General features: G+C 70.1%; 11 protein-coding genes. 4 read left to right on the forward strand and 7 right to left on the reverse strand.

Features of this window, described 5'->3' with window-relative positions; translation table 11 throughout:
• Nucleotides 1-161 precede the first annotated feature (161 nt).
• A complete protein-coding gene (locus AC1Q5S_RS06080) occupies nucleotides 162-1,064 on the reverse strand; it encodes a LysR family transcriptional regulator (RefSeq protein ID WP_303833007.1) in 903 nt (300 codons plus the stop codon).
• A gap of 156 nt (nucleotides 1,065-1,220) precedes the next feature.
• On the opposite strand from AC1Q5S_RS06080, the gene AC1Q5S_RS06085 reads away from it, so the two are divergent.
• Together AC1Q5S_RS06085 and AC1Q5S_RS06090 are read left to right on the forward strand one after the other, a co-directional pair.
• Nucleotides 1,221-2,204, forward strand: coding sequence for a TerC family protein (locus AC1Q5S_RS06085; protein WP_303833008.1), 984 nt, complete (start codon nucleotides 1,221-1,223; stop codon nucleotides 2,202-2,204).
• A gap of 12 nt (nucleotides 2,205-2,216) precedes the next feature.
• Nucleotides 2,217-2,795 carry a DUF2062 domain-containing protein gene (locus AC1Q5S_RS06090; protein ID WP_303833009.1) on the forward strand — a complete coding sequence of 193 codons (579 nt, stop codon included), beginning with the start codon at nucleotides 2,217-2,219 and terminating at the stop codon, nucleotides 2,793-2,795.
• Between the two features lie 41 nt (nucleotides 2,796-2,836).
• Here the strand turns inward: AC1Q5S_RS06090 and AC1Q5S_RS06095 are convergent, their stop codons facing one another.
• Nucleotides 2,837-5,068, reverse strand: coding sequence for a protein-disulfide reductase DsbD family protein (locus AC1Q5S_RS06095; RefSeq protein WP_492238521.1), 2,232 nt, complete (start codon nucleotides 5,066-5,068; stop codon nucleotides 2,837-2,839).
• A 59-nt stretch (nucleotides 5,069-5,127) separates the two neighbouring features.
• On the reverse strand, nucleotides 5,128-8,835 hold the full coding sequence (locus AC1Q5S_RS06100) for a DUF748 domain-containing protein (protein ID WP_492238522.1): 3,708 nt from the start codon (nucleotides 8,833-8,835) through the stop codon (nucleotides 5,128-5,130).
• 115 nt (nucleotides 8,836-8,950) lie between these two features.
• Between AC1Q5S_RS06100 and AC1Q5S_RS06105 the strand changes: the two genes are divergently transcribed.
• Nucleotides 8,951-9,799, forward strand: a complete 849-nt coding sequence (locus AC1Q5S_RS06105; RefSeq protein WP_492238539.1) for a creatininase family protein — start codon at nucleotides 8,951-8,953, stop codon at nucleotides 9,797-9,799.
• Nucleotides 9,800-9,873: 74 nt separating this feature from the next.
• Here AC1Q5S_RS06105 and AC1Q5S_RS06110 read toward each other — a convergent pair whose 3' ends face one another.
• The 4 genes from AC1Q5S_RS06110 to AC1Q5S_RS06125 are packed head-to-tail and all read right to left on the reverse strand — an operon-like array spanning nucleotide 9,874 to nucleotide 13,906.
• Nucleotides 9,874-10,917 (reverse strand): VWA domain-containing protein, encoded by a 1,044-nt coding sequence (locus tag AC1Q5S_RS06110; protein WP_422206141.1) that lies wholly within the window; start codon nucleotides 10,915-10,917, stop codon nucleotides 9,874-9,876.
• A 26-nt stretch (nucleotides 10,918-10,943) separates the two neighbouring features.
• On the reverse strand, nucleotides 10,944-11,951 hold the full coding sequence (locus tag AC1Q5S_RS06115; RefSeq protein ID WP_422206143.1) for a DUF58 domain-containing protein: 1,008 nt from the start codon (nucleotides 11,949-11,951) through the stop codon (nucleotides 10,944-10,946).
• On the reverse strand, nucleotides 11,932-12,945 hold the full coding sequence (locus AC1Q5S_RS06120) for an AAA family ATPase (protein WP_422206145.1): 1,014 nt from the start codon (nucleotides 12,943-12,945) through the stop codon (nucleotides 11,932-11,934). Before AC1Q5S_RS06120 ends, AC1Q5S_RS06115 begins: the two co-directional genes overlap by 20 nt.
• A gap of 37 nt (nucleotides 12,946-12,982) precedes the next feature.
• Nucleotides 12,983-13,906, reverse strand: coding sequence for a S1C family serine protease (locus tag AC1Q5S_RS06125; protein WP_303833018.1), 924 nt, complete (start codon nucleotides 13,904-13,906; stop codon nucleotides 12,983-12,985).
• Nucleotides 13,907-14,078: 172 nt separating this feature from the next.
• Here AC1Q5S_RS06125 and AC1Q5S_RS06130 point away from each other — a divergent pair, with 172 nt between their 5' ends.
• On the forward strand, nucleotides 14,079-14,993 hold the full coding sequence (locus tag AC1Q5S_RS06130; RefSeq protein ID WP_303833019.1) for a TatD family hydrolase: 915 nt from the start codon (nucleotides 14,079-14,081) through the stop codon (nucleotides 14,991-14,993).
• Nucleotides 14,994-15,032: the final 39 nt, after the last annotated feature.

Here is a 15,032-nt window from a genome sequence, read left to right on the forward strand (position 1 = left end):
ATCCTGCCGGGCTTGAGGATATCGCCACCTGGCCTTTTTGGTATGGCGCGTGGGCTGTGTCCCTCGAATGCCACCATCTCGGCAATGCCCCCGGTGCACCGGTGGGCAAGTTCTGAAGCCATTTTGGCTGCAGGCGCTATATGGACAAGCGTCAATAGCTATTAATCAAGGAGCATTCCGCCTTGGCTCGCCTCCAGCAGCCGGGTCAGCAGCGGGTGCATCACCTTGCGCGCGCTGTAGATCAGGTGGAACTGCTCCTGCACATCGGGCGTGGAGCCCACGGGCACCAGTCCGTGCGTTTGCGCCAGGTGCGCGCCCAGCGATACCGGCGCGGGCATCACGCCCATGCCGGTGGCGGCAAAGGTGCTGAGCAGGGCGCTGTCCTCGAACTCCCCGGCGATGCATGGGCGGATGCGCTCGCGCTCCAGCCAGTGGTCGATGCGCGCGCGCATGGCGGCATGGTCGGTGGGCAGCAGCACGGGTACCACGGCCAGGCTGTGGGGGAAGTTGTTGGTGGCCGTTTCTGCCCACAGCGGGGGCGCGTACCAGGCGATGGCGCTCGTGCCCAGCAGCTGGCTGGTGGTGCGCAGCGCGGGGTTGGGTGGTGCGGCGCGGTCGGCCAGCACCGCGTCGAGCTTGTGCAGCGCCAGCTCGCCCAGCAGGGGCTGGAACTCGCCCTCGTGGCACAGCAGGCGCAGGTGGGGCTCGTCCAGCACGGGTGTCAGCAGCCGGTGCACGGCCAGCTTGGCAATGCCGTCGGAGATGCCCAGGTTCAGCCGCAGCGTGGGGCCCGACGCGGCCTCGCGCACGCGCTGGGGCAGCAGCTCGCCCAGGGCAAAGATGTGGTCCGCCTCGTGCAGCGCGGCTACGCCGGCGTCGGTGAGCACCAGGCTGCGGCCCTCGGTGCGCAGCAGGCTCACGCCCAGGGCCTTTTCCAGCTCGCGTACCTGGGCGCTGATGGTCTGCACGGCCATGTCCAGCCGCTCGGCGGCGCGGGCGATGCCGCCCTCCTTGGCCACCACCCAGAAGTAGAAAAGATGGCGGTAGTTGAAGCTCTGGCTCACGGAGATCTCCCAGAGTAGAACCGAATTGGTTCGTAAAAACAGAACCAATTCTACCAATATCACAGGTTTTTATGAATCCATGGCGCCACTACAGTGCGGGGCTGTTGTTGCCGGGCGGGGCGCCTGGCAGGACGAATCCCCTTTCGGAGAAAAAGCATGGAAACGATAGGCACCTGGTGGATGTGGGCGGGCTTTGCCGTCTTTGTGGTGGTGGCCATTGCCATCGACCTGCTGGTGATGGAGCGCCAGGGCGCGCACCAGGTCACGATGAAAGAGGCCGTGCGCTGGAGCCTGCTGTGGTTCTCGCTGGCCTTTGTGTTTGTGGCGCTGCTGTGGTGGTACCTCGATGGCAGCCAGGGCCGCGCGGTGGCCAACACGGTGTCGATGCAGTTCATCACCGGCTACCTGGTGGAAAAAAGCCTGTCGGTGGACAACATCTTTGTCTTCCTGATGCTGTTCAGCTACTTTGCCGTGCCGCCGCAATACCAGAAGCGCGCGCTCATCATCGGCATCATCGGCGCCATCGTGCTGCGCACGCTGCTGATCCTGGTGGGCGCCTGGCTGCTGGCCACCTTCCACTGGCTGCTGTATGTGTTTGGCGCCTTCCTGGTCTTTACCGGCGTGAAGATGTGGTTTGCCGCCGGCCAGGAACCCGACATCGCTACCAACCCGGTGCTCACGCTGCTGAAAAAGCGCATGCGCATCACCAACCGGTTCGATGGCGAAAAGCTCTCCACCATGATCGACGGCGTCAAGCACTACACCCCGCTGTTCGTGGTGCTGGTGCTGATCGGCACCACCGACATCATCTTTGCGGTGGACAGCATCCCCGCCATTTTCGCGATCACCAGCGACCCGTTCATCGTGCTCACAGCCAACATCTTCGCCATCCTGGGTCTGCGCGCGCTGTACTTCCTGCTGGCAGACCTGGCCAACCGCTTTCACCTGCTGGCCTACGGCCTGGCCTTGGTGCTGGTGTTCATCGGCGGCAAGATGCTGCTGATCGATCTGGTGAAGATCCCGATCGGCTATGCGCTGCTGGTCACGGCCTCGCTGATTGCCGGCTCCATCGTGCTGTCGCTGCGCAACTCGGGCGAAAGCGCGCACGGCAAGCCCCCGGCCTTGCCGCCCGGGGTCTGAGAGGGCATCACCATGCAGATGCTGTGCACTCTGCGCCGCTGGCTGCGCGGGCTGGAGCCCCGCGTGCGCGGCACGATAGACCGGCCCGGGCTTGCGCGGCTGCAGCCCTGGCTGGAGCGGCGCGCGCTGTTCCGCTTTCAGCGCCAGCCGTTGGCGCGCGGGGTGGCGGCAGGCATGTTCTGCGGGCTGATCCCCGGCCCGCTGCAGCTGCCGGGCACCCTGCTGGCCTGCGCCTGGCTGCGGGGCAATGTGGTGGCGGGCGGCGTGGCCACGTTCTACACCAACCCCCTGACGATCGTGCCGCTGTATGCGCTGGCCTTTTACCTGGGCGCGCTGGTGATCCCCGGCGAACAGCCCATGCCCGCCTGGACTGGCGTGGCACCGGGCGGAGACTTCTCGGTGCAGGCGCTGGGCGCGTGGATGCAGGCTTTGGGTACGCCGCTGCTGGTGGGCCTGCCCACGCTGGGGCTGGCGCTGGCCTTGCTGGGCTATGCCACGGTGCAGCTGCTGTGGCTGGCCCCGGCGCTGCAGCGCCAACGCCGCTGGGCGCGTGGCCGGTGCGCTGGCTTGGCGGTGCCGCCCGGCGAGTAGGTGGCGATGGCCCGCACCAGGCGGCCGCGTGGGACAGATCGTTACAGCGCAGCCAGCGCCTGCCGCACCTCGGCCACGCTGAGGATCTCGGTCAGCACCAGCGGCGCCTTGCCGGGCGCGTACAGCACATACACCGGTACGCCGCTGCGCCCGAGCTGGGCGAGCGCGGCGGTAATGGCGGGGTCGCGGCGCGTCCAGTCGGCGCGTAGCAGCGCCACCTTGCGCGCGGCCAGATCGGCCAGCACGCTGCTGTCGGCCAGCGTGGTGCGCTTGTTGTACTGGCAGGTCACGCACCAGGCTGCGGTGAAATCCACAAACACCGGCTGGCCTGCGGCCATCAGCTCGGCCGTGCGGTCGGCAGACCACGGCTGCCAAGCATTGGTAGCGCTGTCAGTGCCGGAGGCCACCTGGGCGGCGTTCTCTACCGGTTTGGTGATGTTTTGGCCGATGGCGCCTGCCAGCCATGCTCCGCCAGCTATGAAAATAGAAGCGATCACCACCCGCGTGCGACCGCGCAGCGTGAGCGACCACACCAGCGCGCTGCCCGCCACCAGCAGCGCCAACAGGGCGCCGGCGCCGTCGATGCCGCTTTGCTGGCCCAGCACCCACACCAGCCAGACCACGGTGGCAAACATGGGGAAAGCCATGGCGTGGCGGAAGGTGGCCATCCACGGGCCGGGGCGCGGCAGCCAGCCCACCACGGCGGGCACCAGGCTGGCGGCGAGGTAGGGCAGGGCCATGCCCACGCCTAAAGCGGCAAACACGGCCAGCGCCTGCGTGGCGGGCATGCCCACGGCAAAGCCCAGCGAGGCGCCCATGAAGGGCGCGGTGCAGGGCGAGGCAATGGCCACGGCCAGCACGCCCGACAGGAACGCATCGCCCACCGGGTGGCGCGCCTGCAGCGTGGCTAGGCGCCCCGGAACGAACTGGCCGAACTCGAACAGGCCCGCCAGGTTGAGCCCGATCAGCGTGAACAGCGCGGCCAGCAGCGCCACCACGGCGGGCGACTGCAGCTGAAAGCCCCAGCCCAGCTGTTCGCCTGCTGCGCGCAGGCCCAAGAGCAGGCCGCCCAGCGCCAGGAACGACAGCACCACGCCGCCGGTATAGGCAGCGCCGGCTAGGCGCTGCGCGCGCCGGTTGCTGCCATGCTGCGCAAAGCCCAGCACCTTGATGGCCAGCACCGGAAACACGCAGGGCATGAGGTTGAGCAGCAGGCCGCCCAGCAGCCCGCCCGCCAGCGCCGCCAGTAGCGTGCCCAGCGGGGGGGTGGAGGGGGAGGGCGCGGCGGGTGCAGGGGAGGCGGTCTTGTTGGCCTCCAGCGCCGCCGCGAGGGCCGGCGATACGCTGGCGCGCGCGGCTGCGGCCCAGGTGCCGTTCACATCGGCCACGGTGCGCCAGGCGTGGGGGGTCGCGCGGTCCGCGGGGCGCTGGTCGAGCGCCAGCACCAGTGGCAGGCGCTCGGGCGTATCACCGCGCTGGGGCGACAGCGGCAGGTCGGCGGTCCAGGCATCGCCATCCCAGGCCTGGGTCCAGTTCTTGCCGGGCACGGCGGCGGAGATTAGCACCTCGGGCGTTTCCGCGAACAGGGCCAGCGTCTGGCCGCGTGCCGCGGCGGGCAGCCCGCGCACGCGCAATTGAAGGCGCTCGCCCTGCACCTGCACCTGGCTCGTTCCGGCCAGCGCCAGCGGCTGATCGGCCTGGCTCTGGGCGAAGGCGGCGGCGTGCAGGGCGGTGGAGCCGCGCACGGGCAGCTGCAGTGCGAAGTCGCCCTCTTCGGGAATGCACTCGACGCGGCACACCAGCCAGGTGGCGCGCAGGCGCACATCGAGCGTGCCGTTGCCCGCCAGCGGCACCTTGAAGTCCGGGCCCACCTGCACCGGCACGGGCAGCAGCACCGTGCCTTCGTAGCCATGGTTGGCAAGGGTGCCGATGCGGATGGTGTGGGGCACGGGCCAGGCGATGTCGCCCGCCGTGAGGCCGGTGGGCAGCGTCCAGGCCAGCTCGGTGGGCAGGCCAGAGTCGCCGGGGTTCTTCCAGTAGGTGTGCCACTCGGGCTGGTGGGTGATTTGCAGGCCCAGCCACAGCGGCTGGCCGGGGCCCACGCCCTCGGGCGCGTGCGCCACGAGTTCGGCACGCACGCGGGGCGTGGTGACCACGCTGCCGGTACGGGCATCGGGTTTTGAGTTGAATTGGGCGCTGGCGCCTGTCCATGAAGCGCTGGAAGCTATGAAAAGCAGAGCGAAGAAAAAGTGGGAGAGCAGGCGATGGGGCATGGTTGCAGGGTGTGAGCGCTGGCGCTGCGGTTGGTTCCGGAGCGCCGTGCGCGGTCCGCCTATTGGGTGGCCAGGCTCAGCTGGGCCTGGGGTGTCCATTTTTCGTCCGGCGTGGCGGCCTTGGGGGCGGCCAGGAACAGGCGTCCCTCGGGCAGCTTCTGCTCGGCCAGGTAGGCCTTGACGGCCTGGCCGCGGTGCGTGGCCAACTCGGTCGCCAGCTCTTCGGTGGCGGCGGGCAGGTGGGCCAGCAGCAGGGCTTCCATCTCGGGCACGGGCAGGTCCTTGGCCATGCCCACCAGGTTGCGGGGCTTGGGCATGTCGGCGCGGCGGTACACCGCCTTGAGCAGCGCCGGGTATTCGGCGGCCTGCACGGGGGTGGTGTCGGCGGGGGTGGCGCGGCGCTTTTCGGCGCGCACCAGGTCTTGCAGGCGCTCGCGCTGGATGGCTTCGCGCTCGCGCGCCAGGCTGGCCGTGCCCGTCACGGTGAGCTTGAGCGCGGGCCGCTCGATCAGGGCCTTGGCCACCTTGTCCAGGCCCTGCCGGGCCTCGGGCGTGAGGCTGGCGCTGCCGGGGGCGAAGGCCACGGTGCTCAGTTCATCACCGCCCCCGAAAGCGCGGGCCAGCAGGCTGAAAGGGGCCGTGATGGCCTTGCCGATCAGGTTGACGATGATCTTGAAGATGACGGGGCCGATGCGGAACTGCGGGTCGTTCAGCGAGCCGCTGATGGGCAGATCGAGGTCGATCACGCCATGGCTGTCGGCCAGCAGGGCCACGGCCAGCCGCACCGGCAGGCTGTTGGGGGCTCCCTCCACGGGCTCGCCAAACGTGAGCTGGTTGAGCACCAGCTTGTTGCTCGCCGTGAGCTGGCCGTCGGGCAGCACCTTGTACGACACGTCCATGCTGAGCTTGCCGCGCTCGATGCCATGGCCCGCGTATTTCACCGAATAGGGCGAGAGGGGCGGCAGTTCGAGGTCGCGCACCTTGCCCACGATGTCCAGCGCCAGCGGCTTGGCCAGCGGGTTGAGCTTGCCGGTGATCTCCAGCGCGGCCGAGCCTTCGGCGCGGCCGCGCAGCTCCAGATCGGCCAGCACGGGCTCGCCGCCCGGGGGCTGGGACGAGAACGCGCTGAGCTTGCCGGTCAGCTCGGTCAGGTCGGCCGAGTAGTTGGGCCGGATGAAGTAGTCCGAGAACAGCACCTTGCCGTTGACCAGGCTCACCGGGCCGAACACCACCACCGGGGCCAGCGGGTCAGGCGGGGTGGCTGGTGCTGGGGGCAGCGGGGTGCTGGCCGATGCCGTGGCGTCCGCGGGCGCCGACCGGGCGGGGGATGCGGTGTCTGCGGCCGGTGCCTGGTGGCTGACCTCCGCCGGGCTTTTGGCGATGTCGCTCAGGTTGATGCGGCCGTTTTCGTTGATGGTGACGCGCGCAAAGAAGTCGGCCAGGCTGGTTTCCTTCACCTCCACCCGCGGGGCGGTGTTCGGTGCCAGGGCCACGGCCAGGCCGCGCAGGCCCAGGCTCTTCCAGGCCAGCAGTTCTTCGCCCACCTGTGCGGCGGTCTTGGGCGTGGCGGCGGCCGTGCTGTTGGCGCGCAGATCGTCGATGGCGGCGTCGCCATTCACGCGCAGCGTGGTGCCGTGTGCGCTCTGGGACAGGGCCACCTGGCCGCGAAAGCCCAGGTCGGCGCGCAGCAGTTCGATGGCCAGCTGGTCGGCCAGGTAGCCGTCCAGCGCGTACAGGGGCAGGCGGCTGGCTTCCAGGCGCCCTTGCGTGGCAAATGGCTGGGGTGTCAGTGTGCCGCGGTAGCGGAGCTGGCCGGCCTGGCCCCGGCGTGCGGCCACCCGGGCCGAGAGTTCGACGGCCTCGGGCTTGCGGCCGTCCGGCGCCAGGTTGCGGGCCTGCAGGCTCAGCGCCGACAGGTTCAGCGCCACGGGGCGGGGCTGGGCGCGGTCGGCAAAGGCCACGCTGCCCTGGTTCACGTTCAGCTCGCCCAGGCGTACACGCCAGGCGGGCGCGGCAGGCGCCTTGGCCGTGGCGGTGGTGGGTGCGGCCTTGAGCCAGCGTTCGTACATCCAGCGGCCGTCGGCAGCGCGTTCCACCGTGGCCTGGGGCTGGGTGATGGCCAGGCGCTCGACGTCCACGGTGCGCTGGTCCAGGTTCAGCTTCAGGCCATCCAGCGCCAGCTTGCCCACGCCGGCCAGCGTGGTCTTGCCCTGCTGCAGCGCCAGTTGTTCCAGCGCCAGGGGGCCGGCGCTGAGGGTGACGCCCGTGGCGCCTGCCTTGGCGGCGTCGCCGGCAGGGGCCTGCCACTGCAGGGCCAGTTCACCATTGATATGGCCGGTCAGCGCGGGTTTCAGTGTCTGGGCCAGGTAGGGCGCGGCCAGTTGCAGGGCCAGGCCTTGGGCCGACAAGTTCACCTCGGCCGTCCGGTCGGTGGCCTGGCCCTTGAAGGCCAGGGTGCTGCCCTGCAGGCCCAGTGCGCCCTGGAAGGTGAGGGGCGTCTGGAAGGGATAGGCCACACCGGCCACATCCAGTGTGAGCTCGGTGGCCTGCAGCGCGGCGGCGGGCTGGGTGCTCTGATCGCTCCAGTGCACCTGACCCTTGCGCACGGCGGTCTGCGCCACGGCCACGGTCCAGCCGGGGGCGGTGGCGGGCGGGGTGGCACCGCTGGCGGGGGCCTGGGGTGCCGGTGCGGCAGGCGGTGGCGGGGTGGTCGCCGGTGGCGCGGCCGGGGCGGACAGTTGCGCGAGGTTGATCGCGCCCTGGGCATTGCGCGTGGCCGTGACCACGGGCGCCGCCAGCTCCACACTGGTCAGGCGCACCACCTGGTCGAGCGGGCGCACCTCGGCCATGTCCACCGTGAGGCGCTCGTAGGACAGCAGGGGCTGGTTGCCGCGGTCGGTGATCTGCACGTTGCGCGTCTGCACCTTGCCCGTCAGCGTGACGGCCAGGCGGGGTTTCTGCTCGAATGCCAGCTTCACATCCAGGTCGAGCAGGGCGCCTTGCACCCGCACCGGCAGGCTGGCGGGCAGGTAGGGCAGGTAGGGCGCCAGGTCGAGCCCCTCCCATTTCAGCGTGGCGTCGCCCTTGCCGGTCTGGGCAAACGGGGTGGCCTGGGCCGACGAGTCAAACCGGCTGTCGCCCACCGCAAACGACAGGTGGGGCGCCACCGTGATGTCGCGTTGCGCGGGCAGGGTGCTGATGAAAGGCACTTTCAGGGTCAGCTCGCGCACGGAGTGGGTTTTGTCCACGGTGCGGTCGTCGAAGTCGATGGCGCCGCCGGTCAGCACCAGGTTGTGCAGCGCCAGCCGCGCCGGGCCGCTGGCGGGTGGGTCGGAGGGGGCGGTGAGCCGGGCCAGGATGTCGTCCACGTCGTAGTGGCCGTCGGCCAGGTGCGTGAGCCGCAGATGGGGCGCGTCGATTTCCAGGGCATCGACCACCGGCGCCAGGCGCAGCAGCGACTGCATTTCGGCATCGGCATAGATGCGCGCAATCTCCAGTTGGGGCGGGCCGCCCTGGGCGCCACCGATGGCGATGTCGCGCAGCGTGACTTCGAGCGTCCAGGGCGTGAACTCGATGGCCCCCACGGTGACCGGGCGCCCCAGCTGTTCGCTGGCGATGCGCTCCAGTGGGCCCTTGGCCAGCGCCGGCACCGACAGCCAGCTCAGCAGCCACAGCAGCAACAGCGCCAGCAAGGCCCACAGGCCCCGGCGCACCCAGCGGTGGTGGCGCAATGTGGCAAGCGATGCGGAGGCAAAGGGCTGGGGCATGGGGCGTACAGGCTGGATGGTGCGAAATGCGGCACCAGGCCCATCGTGCCAGGTGGCGTGGGCTGGTGCATCTCCCGGATTATCCGCGCGCCGCTGCTCCACTACCATGCTGGGCATGACCGCCGCTGCCACCCCACCCCTGCCGTCGCGCTTCTGGGCCGACCTTTCCACCCGCGACTTCGCCCGGCTGCAAGCCAGCGGCCAGGCGCGCCAGACCGTGGCCGTGCTGCCCGTGGCGGCCATCGAGCAGCATGGGCCGCACCTGCCGCTGTCGGTGGACGCCACGCTGCTGCAGGGCGTGATCGATGCCGCCCTGCCGTTGCTGCCCGCCGCGCTGCCCGTGCTGTTCCTGCCGCCGCAGGTGGTGGGCCTGAGCCCGGAGCACATCCGTTTTCCGGGCACGCTCACGCTCTCGCCCGCCACCGTGATCGCGCTGTGGACCGAGATCGGCGAATGCGTGGCGCGTGCCGGGGTGAAAAAGCTCCTGCTGTTCAACGGCCACGGCGGCCAGGTCAGCGTGATGGACATCGTGGCGCGCGAGCTGCGCACGCGCAGCAAGCTGCTGGTCTACAGCAGCAGCTGGTTCAGCCTGCCGCTGCCCGACGCGGTGGCGGGCCAGTTCAGCGCCGAGGAGCACCGCTTCGGCATCCATGCGGGCGAGATCGAGACCTCGATGATGCTGCACCTGGCGCCGGACACGGTGCACATGGCGCACGCGCGCGATTTCCGCTCTACCTCGCAGGACCGGGCCGAGCGCTACGCCATCCTGGGCAATGGCAAGAGCGCCAAGCTGGGCTGGCAGATGCAGGACTACCACGCTGCTGGCGCCGTGGGCAATGCCGCCGCCGCCACGGCCGACAAGGGGCGGGCGGTGGTGGATGCCGCCGCGCAGCAGCTGGTGCGCCTGCTGCAGGAGCTGCACGACCTGCCGCTGGCCACCCTGGTGGACGGTCCGGGCGAGTAAAGAAGTTTGGGGTATTTTTGGGCTGCAGCGTTTATGTTGCAAGCGCAAGCAGCTCTGTTTTTGATCGGGACGGGCTACATCACCCGCCCGAACCACCACACCGACAGCCCTGCCGCCAGCACCGCCAGCGCGGCGCCCACCAGCGCCAGCAGGGCCGAGATTTCGGTCTCGCGCTTTTCCACCGTGAGGCGTGAACTCAGGGTTTCATAGACCTTTTTCAGGTCGGCGGCCGTGGCGGCGTGGAAGTATTCGGCCTGGGTGCGCAAGGCCACCGCCTTGAGGGTGTCTTCATCCAGGCGCACGCGCATCGACCAGCCCTCGAAACCAATGGTCTCGCCCTGCAGCGTGCCCACGCCCACGGTGTACACGCGCACGCCCCGGTCGGCCGCCCATTGGGCGGCTTCCAGCGGGTCCACGCCCGTGGTGCGCTGGCCGTCGGTCAGCATGATGATGGCGGCCGAGTTGTAGGAGCCGGGCGCCACGGGCGTGAAGGTCTTGGCCGGATCCTGATTGGTCACCTCGTCGAGCGAGCGCGCCCGCATGGCCTGGCGCCCGCCCAGCGCGGCGATGTCGATGCCTGCGTCGGGGAACAGCGTGGCCAGCGCCAGCATGATGCCGTTGCCCGTGGCCGTGCCGCGCTGCAGCTGAAAGCTGTCGATGGCCTTGACCAGGTCTTCATGGCTCTGGGTGGGCAGCTGCGCCAGCTGGGCGCTGCCGGCAAACGCCACGATGCCCACGCGCACATGGCGCGGCAGCTCGGCGATGAAGGCCTTGGCGGCGTCCTGCGCGGCGGTGATGCGGTCGGGCTGCACGTCGGTGGCGCGCATGCTGCCCGACACATCGATGGCCAGCATGATGGTCTGTTGCTCGGAGGGCAGCGTGATGACGGCCAGCGGCCGCGCCGCCGCCAGCAGCAGGGCCACCAGCGCCAGCAGCAGGAGCGCGGGCGGGATATGGCGGCGCAGGCGCTGGCCGGGGCCGAGCGCGGCGCGCACCAGGCCAAGGCTGGGGTAGTTCAGCGCCGCCTGCTTGCGCCGGTGCAGCAGCCAGGCATACAGCAGCACCAGCAGCGGCACCGCCAGCAGCAGCCAGAGCAGGGTGGGCCAGAGAAAAACCATGGTGGGAGCTCCCAGTCTCTCAGGGGTCAGCCAGCGGCCTGCACGGCCGGCGGGCGGGGGGTGGGCTGGAAGGCGCGCAGCCGGGGCCCTGCACGGCGCTGGCGCAGGTCCATGAAGCGCAGCAGGGCGTCGATCAGGTCGTCATCGGTGCGCAGTTCCAGCGTGTCGGCGCCCGCGGCGGCCAGGCCTGCGCGCAGGGTGGCCTCGCGCTCGGCGGCCAGGCGGGCAAAACGCTGGCGAAAGCCCTGGTCGTGGGTATCGACCTGCAGCTGCTCGCCGGTCTCGGCATCGCGCAGGAGCACCAGGCCGAGGTCGGGCAGCGCGAGCTCCAGCGGGTCGAACAGGCGCACGGCCACCACGTCGTGGCGCTGCGCGAGCTGGGCCAGCGGCTTGTCCCAGCCGGGCGCGCTGATGAAGTCCGACACCACGAACACGGTGGAGCGCCGGCGGATGGCGCCCAGGCCGGCCTGCAGCAGCACATGCAGCTGGGTGCCGCCTGCGGGCTGGCCGGTGGCGGGCTGCAGCAGCTGGTGCATGAGCTGCAGCACCTGCGCGCGGCTGCTGCGCGGGGGCAGCACCGCATCCACCGCGCGTACGCCACCGCGGCCGGTGCCATACAGCAGGGCACCCACGCGGTTGCCGTGGCGGGTGAGCAGGCGCGCCAGCACCGCCACAAAGCCGGTGAGGATGTCGCGCTTGGCGTGGCCCTGCGGGCCAAAGTGGATGGAAGGGCTCAGGTCCAGCAGAAACCAGGCCGACATTTCGCGGTCTTCGGTGAACACGCGCACATGGGGCGCGTTCAGGCGCGCCGTCACGTTCCAGTCGATGTGGCGCACATCGTCGTGGGGCTGGTATTCGCGCAGGTCGGCCAGGTCCAGGCCGCTGCCGCGTACCAGGGTGCGGTAGTCGCCCTGCAGCAGGCCGTCCAGCCGCCGGATCACCTTCCATTCCAGCGCGCGCAGCAGCCGGTCGGCCTGCCCCGGCAAGGGGTGCAAGGCCTGCACGGTGGCGGTTTCAGGCGGCTTTTTGTTCATGGTGCAAAGGCCGTGCGGGCGCCGGTATCTTGGCCATGATGCGGGCAATCAACGCATCGGCGTCGAGCCCGTCCGACAGTGCCTCGTAGGACAGCGACAGCCGGTGGCGCAGCACGTCGGCGGCCAGGTCGGTCATGTCCTCGGGCAGCACGTAGGCGCGTCCGCGCAGCATGGCCAGGGCCTGGGCGCCCTCGGCCAGGCAGATGGTGGCGCGCGGGCTGGCGCCGCAGGCGATGTAGTGCGCCATGTCGCTGATGCCGTGCTGCGCGGGCGCCCGCGTGGCCGCCACCAGCTTCACCGCATACTGCAGCAGCGATGGGTCCACATACACGCTGCGGCATTCGGCCTGCAGCGCCGACAGTTGCGCCGTGGTGGCCACCGGCAGCACCTGCACGGGCGCATCGAGCGCGCGCTGGGCAATCACGAACTCCTCCTCCTCGGTGGGGTAGCCGAGCAGCACCTTCATCATGAAGCGGTCCACCTGGGCTTCGGGCAGGGCGTAGGTGCCTTCGGTCTCGATGGGGTTTTGCGTGGCCATCACCAGAAAGGGCTCGGGCACCCTGTGGGTCTCGCCGGCAATGGTCACCTGGCGCTCCTGCATCACCTCCAGCAGGGCGCTCTGCACCTTGGCGGGGGCGCGGTTGATCTCGTCGGCCAGCAGCAGGTGGGTGAACACCGGGCCCAGCGAGGTGCTGAATTCGCCCGTCTTCTGGTTGTACATGCGCGTGCCCACCAGGTCGGCGGGCACCAGGTCGGGCGTGAACTGGATGCGCTTGAAGCTGCCCTGGATGGTACGGGCCAGCGTCTTCACCGTGAGCGTTTTGGCCAGGCCGGGCACCCCTTCGACCAGCAGATGGCCCTGGGCGAGCATGGCCACCATCACGCGTTCCAGGAAGCGGTCCTGCCCGACCACGACGCGTTTGACTTCGTAAAGCACCTGCTCCATCCAGGTGGCGGTGGAGGCGGCGACAGGGGGCGTGGTGCTGTGTGTCATGGCGTCCTTGCAAAGGGTGGATGAAGGCGATGGCGGGCTAGAACGGCGGCATGCCGATGGCGGCGGCTGCGTTTTCAATGGGCACGGCAAAGCCGATGCCAATGAAGGTGCGTGCCTTGGTGGGGTTGAGGATGGCGGTGACGATGCCCACCACCTCGCCGTCCATGGTGACCAGCGGGCCGCCCGAGTTGCCGGGGTTGGCGGCGGCGTCGAACTGGATCAGGTTGGTCAGCGGACCGTTGCCCTCGGGCGAGTCGAATTCCCGTTCCAGGCCCGACACCACGCCCGCCGACGCCGACGGCCCGATGCCGAACGGAAACCCGATGGCCACCACCTGGTCGCCCGCCCGCAGGTTCTGTGTGGAGCGCAGGGGCGCGGCGGCCAGGTCGTCAGGCAGTTTGTGGGCCTGCAGCACGGCCAGGTCGTTTTCGGGCTGGACGCCGGTGACGCTGGCGGTGGTTTCCAGCCCGTCGTGGAAGGTGACGGTGATGCGGCTGGCCCCCTCCACCACATGCAGGTTGGTGAGGATGATTCCCGAATCCACGATCACCACGCCGGTGCCCACGCCGCGCTCGATCTCCGCCTTGCCGTTCTTGCTGCGCGCATAGCCCGCCACGCGCACCACCGACGGCGCCACGGCCTCCACGGCCCCTGCGGCGGGCGAGGGCAGGGTGGTGTTCTCCAGGGTGCGCAGCACGGCGGCGTCGATGTCTCCTTGCGTGATGCGGCGGGGCGCCGCGCCCGGGTGCAGCCACAGGCTGGCCAGCAGCAGCGCGGTAAGCACCACCACGGCCGCCCACAGGGCGCGCAGGCGGCGGTGCGCTGCGGTGGGGCGGGTTGCGGCGGTGGACGTCGCGCTGGGTGATGTCCCCGGTGGCGCCGGCGTGCTGGCGACCTCGGCCGCCGGTTCTGCCGGACGCCGTGGGGGGCGGGAACTGCTGTAGAGGGCGGGCCGGGGCATCCTGTCACCTTCTGGTTCCATGGCCATTTCCGTCCCCGGTGTCTTGCACGCGGTGTCCGGAGACAGCAATTCGCGCCAGGGCAACGGCGCAGGGAATTGACAGTAGCACGGATCGCCCATTTCCGCACCCGCTGGCGGACGGGCGGGTTGCCGGTTGGGGCATCATGGCGGCATGCCCTCCTGGATCGACACCCACTGCCACCTGGACGCCGCAGAGTTTGCCGCCGACCGCGACACCGTGCGCCAGCAGGCCGCCGCCGCGGGCGTGGCGCACTGCGTGATTCCGGCGGTGGAGCGCGCCAACTGGGATGCCGTGCGCCAGCTCGCGCACCACCATCGCGACAGCTACGCCCTGGGTATTCACCCCCTTTACACAGCGCGGGCAGCCGAGGCCGATCTGGCGCTGCTGGACCAGGCGCTGCAGCAGCACCGCCACGACCCGCGCCTGGTGGCCATTGGCGAGATCGGGCTTGATTTTTTTGCCGCCGGGCCGCCCCAAGGCAAAAAGCGGCCCCCTGGGGGGGCAGCGAACCCACGCAGTGAGGGAGCGTGGGGGCATGGTTCAGTCGATGGCCTCGACCCCGCGCGGCAGGAGCAGTTTTACCGCGCGCAACTGCAGCTGGCGCGCCGCTTCGATCTGCCGGTGATCCTGCATGTGCGCCGTTCGGCCGACCAACTGCTCAAGGGCCTGCGCGAAACGGCGGTGCCGGGCGGCATTGCCCACGCCTTCAATGGCAGCCTGCAGCAGGCGCAGGCGTTCATCGCGCTGGGGTTCAAGCTGGGTTTTGGCGGCGCGCTGACCTACGACCGGGCGCTGCAACTGCGCCGGCTGGCAACCGAGCTGCCCGCATCGGCCCTGGTACTGGAAACCGACGCGCCCGACATCCCGCCGCACTGGCTCTACACCCCGGCCGCGCAGCGGGCCGCCGGGCAGCCGCAGGGACGCAACGCGCCGGCCGAACTGCCCCGCATCGCCGGGGTGATGGCGGGCCTGCGCGGCCAGCCGCTGGTGGATCTGGCGCGCAGCACCTCCGCCAATGCCTGCGCGGCGCTGCCACGCCTGGCAGGTTTGCTGCAGAAAATCTGATTTTTTGGCCGCAAGCGCAATATGCAAAAGCGCTGATAG

Source organism: Acidovorax sp. GW835-FHT14B10 (assembly GCF_058793725.1).

What these genes read in the sequence shown, in the direction of transcription:
- AC1Q5S_RS06085 (WP_303833008.1), top strand. Translation starts at nt 1,221, where the DNA reads ATGGAAACGATAGGCACCTGGTGGATGTGGGCGGGCTTTGCCGTCTTT.
- AC1Q5S_RS06090 (WP_303833009.1), top strand. Translation starts at nt 2,217, where the DNA reads ATGCAGATGCTGTGCACTCTGCGCCGCTGGCTGCGCGGGCTGGAGCCC.
- AC1Q5S_RS06095 (WP_492238521.1), bottom strand. Translation starts at nt 5,068, where the DNA reads ATGCCCCATCGCCTGCTCTCCCACTTTTTCTTCGCTCTGCTTTTCATA.
- AC1Q5S_RS06100 (WP_492238522.1), bottom strand. Translation starts at nt 8,835, where the DNA reads ATGCCCCAGCCCTTTGCCTCCGCATCGCTTGCCACATTGCGCCACCAC.
- AC1Q5S_RS06105 (WP_492238539.1), top strand. Translation starts at nt 8,951, where the DNA reads ATGACCGCCGCTGCCACCCCACCCCTGCCGTCGCGCTTCTGGGCCGAC.
- AC1Q5S_RS06110 (WP_422206141.1), bottom strand. Translation starts at nt 10,917, where the DNA reads ATGGTTTTTCTCTGGCCCACCCTGCTCTGGCTGCTGCTGGCGGTGCCG.
- AC1Q5S_RS06115 (WP_422206143.1), bottom strand. Translation starts at nt 11,951, where the DNA reads ATGAACAAAAAGCCGCCTGAAACCGCCACCGTGCAGGCCTTGCACCCC.
- AC1Q5S_RS06120 (WP_422206145.1), bottom strand. Translation starts at nt 12,945, where the DNA reads ATGACACACAGCACCACGCCCCCTGTCGCCGCCTCCACCGCCACCTGG.
- AC1Q5S_RS06125 (WP_303833018.1), bottom strand. Translation starts at nt 13,906, where the DNA reads ATGCCCCGGCCCGCCCTCTACAGCAGTTCCCGCCCCCCACGGCGTCCG.
- AC1Q5S_RS06130 (WP_303833019.1), top strand. Translation starts at nt 14,079, where the DNA reads ATGCCCTCCTGGATCGACACCCACTGCCACCTGGACGCCGCAGAGTTT.